Source organism: Marisediminitalea sp. (assembly GCF_984433645.1).
This window is the reverse complement of sequence record NZ_CFIDRX010000165.1, coordinates 1-9,637: the sequence shown is the minus strand read 5'-3', so window position 1 is coordinate 9,637 and position 9,637 is coordinate 1. Positions and strand designations below refer to the sequence as shown.

Annotated in this window: 7 protein-coding genes; 1 reads left to right on the top strand and 6 read right to left on the bottom strand. The window is 48.4% G+C overall.

Annotation, left to right across the window (positions count from 1 at the left end):
- Nucleotides 1-177: 177 nt before the first annotated feature.
- From odhB to sdhC, 6 genes are all read right to left on the bottom strand, one after another.
- Nucleotides 178-1,677: a 2-oxoglutarate dehydrogenase complex dihydrolipoyllysine-residue succinyltransferase gene (gene odhB / locus AC4MRN_RS16775; RefSeq protein ID WP_073321318.1), complete on the bottom strand. Its 1,500-nt coding sequence runs from the start codon at nucleotides 1,675-1,677 to the stop codon at nucleotides 178-180.
- Between the two features lie 9 nt (nucleotides 1,678-1,686).
- Nucleotides 1,687-4,509, bottom strand: a complete 2,823-nt coding sequence (gene sucA, locus AC4MRN_RS16770) for a 2-oxoglutarate dehydrogenase E1 component (RefSeq protein WP_490710590.1) — start codon at nucleotides 4,507-4,509, stop codon at nucleotides 1,687-1,689.
- 146 nt (nucleotides 4,510-4,655) lie between these two features.
- On the bottom strand, nucleotides 4,656-5,366 hold the full coding sequence (locus AC4MRN_RS16765) for a succinate dehydrogenase iron-sulfur subunit (protein WP_073321324.1): 711 nt from the start codon (nucleotides 5,364-5,366) through the stop codon (nucleotides 4,656-4,658).
- Between the two features lie 13 nt (nucleotides 5,367-5,379).
- Nucleotides 5,380-7,152: a succinate dehydrogenase flavoprotein subunit gene (sdhA, locus tag AC4MRN_RS16760; protein WP_073321327.1), complete on the bottom strand. Its 1,773-nt coding sequence runs from the start codon at nucleotides 7,150-7,152 to the stop codon at nucleotides 5,380-5,382.
- A 1-nt stretch (nucleotide 7,153) separates the two neighbouring features.
- Nucleotides 7,154-7,501, bottom strand: a complete 348-nt coding sequence (sdhD, locus tag AC4MRN_RS16755) for a succinate dehydrogenase, hydrophobic membrane anchor protein (RefSeq protein WP_073321330.1) — start codon at nucleotides 7,499-7,501, stop codon at nucleotides 7,154-7,156.
- Complete coding sequence (sdhC, locus tag AC4MRN_RS16750) at nucleotides 7,495-7,869, bottom strand: succinate dehydrogenase, cytochrome b556 subunit (protein WP_073321333.1); 375 nt, start codon at nucleotides 7,867-7,869, stop codon at nucleotides 7,495-7,497. The genes sdhD and sdhC overlap by 7 nt, the downstream gene beginning before the upstream one ends.
- A gap of 430 nt (nucleotides 7,870-8,299) precedes the next feature.
- Between sdhC and AC4MRN_RS16745 the strand changes: the two genes are divergently transcribed.
- Entirely contained in the window at nucleotides 8,300-9,580 is a 1,281-nt protein-coding gene (locus AC4MRN_RS16745) for a citrate synthase (protein WP_255052416.1), read from the top strand.
- Nucleotides 9,581-9,637: the final 57 nt, after the last annotated feature.

Here is a 9,637-nt window from a genome sequence, read left to right as displayed (position 1 = left end):
ATAGCTGCTTACCTTGGTATTCATGCAAATTCATGGTGTTTCTTTCCGATTTTTATTTAAACGAAAGCCAGCAATAGACTGGCTTGATTTGTCCTTACTGATATCCGTCCCCAAACATCAGCTTAGTGAGAATAATACATCAGTATCACCCTCACTTATAGGTTTGCTACGAAAGTCTTACACATCCAGAAGCAGACGCGTTGGATCTTCGAGCATTTCCTTCACGGTGACCAGGAAGCCAACCGATTCCTTACCATCAATGATCCGGTGGTCATAAGACAACGCCAGATACATCATTGGTAAAATCTCAACTTTTCCATTAACAGCCATTGGGCGGTCCTGAATCTTGTGCATACCCAGGATAGCGCTTTGTGGCGGGTTAATAATTGGTGTAGACATCAGTGAACCAAACACACCACCGTTGGTGATGGTAAAGTTACCACCTTGCAGTTCAGCCATAGACAACTTGCCGTCACGACCTTTCAATGCAAGCTCTTTGATGCCCTTTTCAATACCGGCCATGCCCAGCGTGTCTGAATCTTTCAGTACTGGGGTAACCAGTCCACGCGGGGTAGAAACGGCAATAGAGATATCGAAGTAGTTGTGATAAACGATGTCATCACCGTCGATTGACGCGTTCACTTCAGGGTAACGTTTCAGAGCTTCGGTTACGGCTTTCACGTAGAAAGACATGAAGCCAAGACGAATACCGTGGCGCTTCTCGAAGCTATCCTGATACTGCTTACGCAAGTCCATAATAGGCTTCATGTTCACTTCGTTGAACGTCGTCAACATCGCCGTAGAATTTTTCGCTTCTAACAGACGGTTCGCAATCGTCTTACGCAGACGCGTCATAGGAACGCGTTTTTCCGAACGCTCACCAGAGGCAACGGCAGGTGCTTCTTCAGCAGCCGCTTTCGCTGGAGCTGCCGGCGCACTTCCGCCTTTCAGGTATTGCTCAACGTCTTCTTTGGTAATGCGACCGTTTTTGCCAGAACCTTTTACCTTCGCTGGGTCAACTCCTTTTTCAGCCAGTAAACGACGTACTGACGGGCTTAATGCGTCGTTGTCGTCATCGCTTTCTTCAGCCGCTGCAGCAGCCGGCGCCGCAGCACCTGCGCCTTCAACAAACTTAGCAATGATTTCTTCAGCGGTAACCGTGGTGCCTTCTTCAGCCAGAATTTCAGCCAGTGAACCGTCTGCCGGAGCAACCACTTCAAGTACCACTTTATCGGTTTCAATATCTACCAGGTTCTGGTCACGAGACACAGCTTCACCAGGTGCAACATGCCAGGTAGCAATTGTCGCATCCGCTACCGACTCAGGAAGTACAGGTACTTTGATGTCAACTGATGCGCCTGTCGCCGCAGCAGGAGCTTCCGCTTTTGCTGGCGCAGCCGCTTCCTCAGCTTTTGCCGCAGGTGCAGCTTTGGCAGCGCCGCCCTCTTCCAGCTTAGCTATCACTTGCTCGCCCAGCACCGTCGCGCCTTCTTCATTAATAATCTCACCGATTACACCGTCTGCAGGTGCAACAACTTCCAGCACTACCTTGTCAGTCTCAATGTCTACCAGATTCTGGTCACGTTTTACTGCATCACCGGCCTTTACGTGCCATGTTGCAATCGTGGCGTCGGCAACTGACTCGGGTAGAACCGGAACTTTAATCTCAATTGTCATCTTTGTTCCTTATTTAATCGTGAGAGCGTCTTCAACCAGTGCTTTTTGTTGCTGGTTGTGAACGGATAAGTAACCTACTGCAGGCGACGCAGAAGCCGCGCGGCCGGCATAAGTCAATTTGGCACCATCAGGAATAACCTGCCAGAAATGATGTTGGCTGCAATACCAGGCACCCTGGTTTTGCGGCTCTTCCTGACACCAAACCCAATCTTTTACATGGCTGTATTCAGCTACAATCTTCGCGCATTCTTCCTGCGGGAAAGGATACAGCTGTTCCAGACGAATAATGGCAACGTCGGTTTGCTCGTTTTTACGGCGTTGATCAAGCAGGTCGTAGTAGACTTTACCTGAACACATTACCACGCGCTTAACCCCTTTCGGATCAAGCTCGTCAACTTCACCAATGACATTGTGGAAAACGCCATCCGACAACTCTTCCAGCGAAGATACTGCCAGTGGGTGACGTAACAATGACTTAGGTGACATAACGATCAGTGGTTTACGCATTGGACGTACCACCTGACGACGCAGCATATTAAATACCTGCGCTGGGGTAGACGGTACACACACCTGCCAGTTGTGATCTGCACAAAGCTGCAGGAAACGCTCAAGACGCGCTGAACTGTGTTCCGGGCCCTGGCCTTCGTAACCGTGTGGTAGCAAGACAGTCAGACCGCACAAACGACCCCATTTTGCTTCACCCGAGCTTAAGAACTGGTCGAATACAACCTGTGCACCGTTGGCAAAGTCACCAAACTGCGCTTCCCAGATTGTCAGACAGGTTGGCTCAGCGGTTGCGTAACCATACTCAAATGCCATTACTGCTTCTTCAGACAGCACCGAGTCGTAGATCTCCATGGTCCCCTGCTCATCATTGATGTGTTGCAGTGGCATGTACGCTTCAGCATCTTTTTGGTTGTGCAGCACGGCGTGTCTGTGGAAGAACGTACCACGGCCAGAGTCCTGACCTGTCATACGGATGCTGGTACCTGCTTCAACAATTGACGCATATGCCAGTATTTCAGCCATACCCCAGTCAAGCATACGCTCACCGGCAACCATGGCTTTACGGTCCTGATATACCTTATTTACACGGGAATGCAGTTTATGCGTTTCCGGGTAGCTGGTGACTTTCTCGCCCAGCGCTTTCAGGTGTTCTACGCTGATTGAACCGTCGTAAGGCGTATCCCAGTCATGTCCCAGGAATGGACGCCAATCAACGGAATGCTCCGTCATTGGACGCCACTCTTCAACCACACAGGCACCGTGATCCAGCGCTGCGCGGTAGTCGTCGATGAGCTTTTCAGCTTCAACTTCACCAATAACGCCTTCTGCAATCAACTGATCAGCATAAAGCTGACGTGGCACAGGGTGCTTTTTGATCTTCTGGTACATCAGCGGTTGGGTTGCATTTGGCTCATCTGACTCGTTGTGACCATGACGACGGTAACACACCAAATCAATAACAACATCGCGCTTAAATTTATTACGGAAATCCAACGCCAGTTTGGTAACAAACATCACCGCTTCCGGATCGTCTGAATTAACGTGGAAAATCGGCGCCTGCACCATCTTAGCGATATCGGTACAATACTGCGTTGAACGCGTGTCATCTGTACGTGACGTGGTGAAACCAACCTGGTTGTTGATAACAATTCGAACCGTACCACCCACAGCAAAGCCACGGGTTTGAGACATGTTAAAGGTTTCCTGCACTACACCCTGACCAGCTATCGCTGAGTCACCGTGAATCGTCACAGGCAGTACTTTACTGCTATCGTTGTCACGACGGTCTAAACGCGCTCTTACCGAGCCCATTACAACCGGGTTAACGATTTCAAGGTGAGACGGGTTGAATGCCAACGCTAAGTGAACATTACCACCTGGCGTTGCGAAATCTGATGAATAACCCGCGTGGTATTTCACGTCACCGGCACCCAGTGATTCGTCGTGCTTACCAGAGAATTCATCAAACAGAACTGAAGGATTCTTACCTAATACGTTGACCAGCACGTTAAGGCGACCACGGTGAGCCATACCTACGACGACTTCTTTGGTACCTTGTGAACCGGCTGCAGTGATTAGGCCTTTCAGCATTGGAATTAATGCGTCACCGCCTTCCAGTGAGAATCGTTTCGCACCCGGGAACTTGGCGCCCAGGTATTTTTCCATACCGTCAGCGGCAACCAGCCCCTTGAGGATGCTGATTTTTTCGTCACGATCGATTTGCGGACGCGCTTCAACAGATTCAATTCGCTGCTGTAACCAACGCTTCTGTTCAGTATCGGTAATATGCATATACTCAGCGCCTACAGAGCTGCAGTATGTGCGATTTAACGATTTAAACAGTTCGCCCAATGGCATGGTTTCTTTGCCGATGGCATAAGAACCCACATTAAAAACCGTGTCAAAGTCGGTTTCGGACAAGTTGTGGTGAGACAACTCGAGATCCCTAACTCGTTCCTGGTGCCATAATCCTAATGGGTCAAGGTTAGCGTGCTGGTGACCACGGAATCGATAGGCATTAATTAACTGTAGAACTTTTACCTGTTTTTCATCAGATTGATTACTACCAGCCGTTGGTGCTGCGCCGCTCACACGGGCCATCGGACCGAGCGCTGCCAGCTTTTTAAATTGCTCTTTTATCAGGCTATGGTTGCTTTCAAGTTCTACCCCTTCCACCTTGGGTAAGGCGTCGAAGGTTTGCCGCCATGATTCGGAGACACTTTGCGGGTCATCCAAATAGGCTTCGTACAATGCTTCCACATAGGCAGCATTGGCTCCAGCCATGTGCGATGAGTCCCACCACGCTTTCATCACGCTTTCTTGCATTATTGTGCCTTGCTAGGTTGTCATTACATGAAATAGGAACAACGGACTCGTGTCCCTCGCTCCTGTACAAAAAAATAGCCACCCCAAAAGGATGGCCATTTACGCATTACACACTGTTTACTAAAAAGTAATCAGAGATAATCTTGCTAAACAGCCCGTTGTAAAAGCATCGACTTAATCTGGCCGATTGCTTTCGTTGGGTTTAGTCCCTTCGGACAAACACTTACACAGTTCATGATACCGTGACAGCGGAAAACACTAAAGGCATCATCCAGGTCATTCAATCGCTCATCTGTCGCCGTATCACGGCTGTCGATCAGGAAGCGGTATGCATGTAGCAGGCCCGCTGGACCAATGAACTTGTCTGGGTTCCACCAGAACGAAGGACAAGACGTTGAACAACATGCACAAAGGATACATTCGTACAGTCCGTCTAGTTTAGCACGCTCTTCAGGAGACTGCAGATGCTCTCGTGCAGGCGGCTGTTTATTATCATTGATCAAGAATGGCTTAATCTTCTCGTACTGAGTGTAGAACTGCGTCATATCTACGACGAGGTCACGTACCACTGGCAGTCCGGGTAACGGACGAATAACCAGCTTGCCTTTGCCCAGTGCGGACAGCGGCGTGATACACGCCAGACCATTCTTACCATTCATGTTCATGCCGTCTGAGCCACAAACACCTTCACGACATGAACGACGGAATGACAATGTTGGATCCTGTTCCTTTAATAGTAACAGTGCATCCAGCACCATCATATCCTGGCCTTCTTCTACTTCCAGGGTGTAATCCTGCATACGAGGTGCGTTATCCACCTCAGGATTATAACGGTATACCGAAAAAGTTAATTGCATGGTCTAACCCCTCTTAGTATGAACGTACTTTCGGCGGGAAGGCTTCACGAAGCTTAGGCGCCATATTGACATCACGTTTAACCATGGCCTCAGTTGCCGGGTTGTATACGCTGTGACATAACCAGTTCTCATCATCGCGATCCGGGTAGTCAAAGCGGCTGTGCGCACCACGGCTCTCAGTACGGAAGTTAGCTGCTACCGCTGTGCTGTAAGCAGTTTCCATCAGGTTGTCTAGTTCCAGACACTCGATACGCTGGGTATTGAAGTCTGAACTCTTGTCGTCAAGACGTGCTGACTTAAGACGTTCGCGAATCTCTTTAAGCTGCTCCAGACCTTCAGCCATCGCTTCACCTTCGCGGAATACCGAGAAGTTAAGCTGCATACACTGTTGCAGATCTTTCTTGATCTGAACCGGATCTTCGCCCTTGCCTTTCTCTGTTCCTTCCCAACGATTGAAACGCGCCATCGCGGCTTCAAGATCAGTTTCAGAGGCATCACGCGAAGGAGCGATTTCGTCAAGTTTAGCACCCAGGTGCAGACCTGTCGCGCGACCAAATACAACAAGGTCAAGCAGTGAGTTACCACCCAGGCGATTAGCACCGTGTACAGATACACAAGCGATTTCACCGCAGGCGAACAAACCGTTCACAACTTTGTCGTTACCGTTTTCGTCCAGCGTCAAACACTGACCGTCAACATTAGTAGGAATACCACCCATCATGTAGTGACAGGTTGGGATAACCGGAATAGGTTCTTTAACCGGATCAACGTGAGCAAAGGTACGAGACAACTCGAGGATACCAGGCAGGCGTGACTCAAGTACTTCTTTACCTAAGTGGTCAAGCTTCAGCTTGATGTGTGTACCCCAAGGGCCTTCACAACCACGACCTTCACGGATTTCGGTCATCATTGAACGCGCAACAACGTCACGACCAGCAAGGTCTTTCGCATTAGGTGCATAACGTTCCATGAAACGCTCACCGTCTTTATTCAACAGGTAACCACCCTCACCACGACAACCTTCGGTTACCAGGGTACCTGCACCAGCGATGCCAGTTGGGTGGAATTGCCACATTTCCATGTCCTGCACACAAACACCTGCGCGCAGTGCCATACCAACGCCGTCACCGGTGTTGATGTGAGCATTGGTCGTTGATGCGTAAATACGACCCGCACCACCTGTTGCCAATACAACGGCTTTCGATTTGAAGTAAACCACTTCACCGGTTTCGATATCGATTGCAGTACAGCCAACAACATCACCGTCCTGGTTTTTTACCAGATCAAGTGCGTACCATTCGCTGAATACTTTAGTTTTGTTCTTTACGTTTTGCTGATACAGCAGGTGAAGTAACGCGTGACCGGTACGGTCAGCTGCCGCCGCTGTACGTGCGCCCTGCTCGCCACCGAAATTCTTCGACTGGCCGCCAAAAGGACGCTGGTAGATTTTACCATTTTCAAAACGCGAGAATGGCAGACCCATGTTTTCCATTTCAATAATGGCTTCCGGGCCTGTCTTACACATGTACTCAATGGCGTCTTGGTCACCAATGTAATCTGACCCTTTAACAGTGTCATACATGTGCCATTCCCAGTTGTCTTCATGCGAGTTACCCAGCGCTACGGTAATACCGCCCTGCGCTGATACCGTATGAGAACGGGTTGGAAATACTTTAGATAATAATGCACAGGATTTGCCAGACTGCGAAATTTGCAGTGCTGCACGCATACCTGCGCCGCCGGCGCCAATTACGACGGCGTCAAATTCATGAACGGGTAAACTCATCTTACACTCCCCACAAAACAAACAAACCAGCTGCTACGTATACGAACGCAATGATATTCAGAACGTACTGAATGATGGCGCGTAGTCCGGTTGGTTTTACGTAGTCGGTTAATACCTGCCATAAACCAATTCGAACGTGGATCATGACGGAGACCAAAGCAGCGAGTGTGAATACTTTCATAGCCAAACCTGAGAACAGGCCATGCCATACATCGAAAGTCACTTCATCGGTAGTGATAAAGAAACCAGCAATAAAAAAGGTATAAAGCGCAATTATAAATGCGGTGGCGCGTAATGAAACGTAGTCTTGAACGCCATTACGTTTAATGCTTGCCTGATTCGTTACCATAGTGCAACCCCTATAACTAATGTCAGAACAACCCATAAGCCAATCACAATTTGTGCACTGAGATTGCCAGATTCCAACTCTTCCCAATGACCCATGTCCATGATGCCGTGACGGATACCGCCAAGGATATGGTAAGTCAGTGCTGAAGCTGTACCGATTGCAATGATTTTTCCAATCAATCCGTCCATCATAGCCTGCACGTCTGCAAAGCCTTCTGGAGATGATACCGAAACGGCCCATGCCCAGATCACAAACAGCAATGCAAAAAACATTGCAACGCCTGTTACACGATGAAGAATTGACGAAATAGCAGAGGGAGGAAATTTAATGGTTTGAAGATCTAAATTTACTGGTCTTTGCTTTTTCACAATTTTTGCCTGTTTTATCCGTAGGGACAATCACTCTCGTGTTTATGTCCTGACAGAGTGATTTTGATTGTTACCTGTTAATTGTCTCATCCAGTGAGTTGTTAACATTTTGTGAATGTTTTATTACCTGATTTACAGAATAAATATTCGGGTAAATTCAAGTAGGCAGAGTATATCCACGACCTAGTATAATTACAATTTTTTGTGTGGTATTAGGACATTAGTCTTAGGTCGTAGAGAGGTAAGCCAGATTCTGATCTTTCGCTAGACTTCCGCATTATAATCTCAGACAATCTAGAATATTTATGTGCAATATAAGCAATAAAATTGACTTAATACCGCATAATAAAGTAAAAATACGCCACTTTTCCCACCGGATAGCTCAACGTTGAGTATCATCCTGATAAAGAAAATTCTGAGGAGAGCAACTATGGCAGATCAAAAAGCCATTCTGAAAGCGGGCGACAAGGAAATAGAACTTCCTATTTTGTCCGGAACAGCCGGACAGGATGTTATCGACATTCGCGCCCTTGGCAAACACGGCTATTTCACCTACGACCCCGGTTTCCTGGCGACTGGATCTTGCGAGTCTTCCATTACGTTTATTGACGGCGAAAAAGGTGTATTACTGCACCGTGGTTTCCCTATCGAAGAGCTGGCGCGTGATGCAAGTTATCTTGAAGTGTGCCACATGTTGCTGCACGGCGATGCACCGGACCAGGCACAATACGACGAATTTGAGAACACTATTAAGCGCCACACCATGGTGCACGAACAAATTAATATGTTCTTCCACGGCTTCCGCAACGACGCTCACCCTATGGCGATGTTGAATGGTACCGTGGGCGCAATGTCTTCGTTCTATCACAGTGACCTTGATGTTTCTAACCCCGAACAACGCGTTCGTTGCGCACATCGTTTGATTGCTAAGATGCCTACACTGGTTGCCATGTGTTACAAGTACAACATTGGCCAACCATTTGTTTATCCACGCAATGACCTGAGCTATGCAGCTAACTTCCTGAACATGATGTTCTCCGTACCTGCAGAAGATTACGTGATCAGCCCGGCTGTTGAGCGCGCTATGGATCGCATCTTCACGCTGCACGCCGACCACGAACAAAACGCGTCAACGTCTACAGTACGTTTAGCGGGTTCTTCTGGTGCTAACCCTTACGCATGTATCGCTGCTGGCGTTGCGTCACTTTGGGGCCCTGCGCACGGTGGAGCAAACGAAGCATGTCTACAAATGCTGGAAGAAATCGGCACTGTAGATCGCATCCCTGAGTTTATTGCTCGTGCGAAAGACAAGAACGACCCGTTCCGTCTGATGGGCTTCGGTCACCGTGTTTATAAGAACTACGACCCACGCGCAACCGTAATGCGTGAAAGCTGTCACGAAGTACTGAAAGAGCTGAATGTACAGGATCCGTTACTTGACGTAGCAATGGAGCTTGAGCGCATCGCCCTTGAAGACCCGTACTTCGCTGAGAAGAAACTGTTCCCGAACGTTGATTTCTACTCAGGTATCGTACTGAAAGCAATTGGTATTCCTACCAACATGTTTACCTGTATCTTCGCCTTGTCACGCACTGTTGGCTGGATTTCACACTGGCATGAAATGATGTCTGACCCAGGTCAGAAAATCGGTCGTCCACGTCAGTTGTACACTGGTCACACAGAACGTAAATACACGCCTCTGAGCAAGTAATATTGCAAAGTAAGCTGTAGAAAAGGCCCTGCGGGGCCTTTTTTATTGTGCGCTTTT

What these genes read in the sequence shown, in the direction of transcription:
- sucA (WP_490710590.1), bottom strand. Translation starts at nt 4,509, where the DNA reads ATGCAAGAAAGCGTGATGAAAGCGTGGTGGGACTCATCGCACATGGCT.
- sdhA (WP_073321327.1), bottom strand. Translation starts at nt 7,152, where the DNA reads ATGAGTTTACCCGTTCATGAATTTGACGCCGTCGTAATTGGCGCCGGC.
- AC4MRN_RS16745 (WP_255052416.1), top strand. Translation starts at nt 8,300, where the DNA reads ATGGCAGATCAAAAAGCCATTCTGAAAGCGGGCGACAAGGAAATAGAA.
- AC4MRN_RS16765 (WP_073321324.1), bottom strand. Translation starts at nt 5,366, where the DNA reads ATGCAATTAACTTTTTCGGTATACCGTTATAATCCTGAGGTGGATAAC.
- sdhD (WP_073321330.1), bottom strand. Translation starts at nt 7,501, where the DNA reads ATGGTAACGAATCAGGCAAGCATTAAACGTAATGGCGTTCAAGACTAC.
- odhB (WP_073321318.1), bottom strand. Translation starts at nt 1,677, where the DNA reads ATGACAATTGAGATTAAAGTTCCGGTTCTACCCGAGTCAGTTGCCGAC.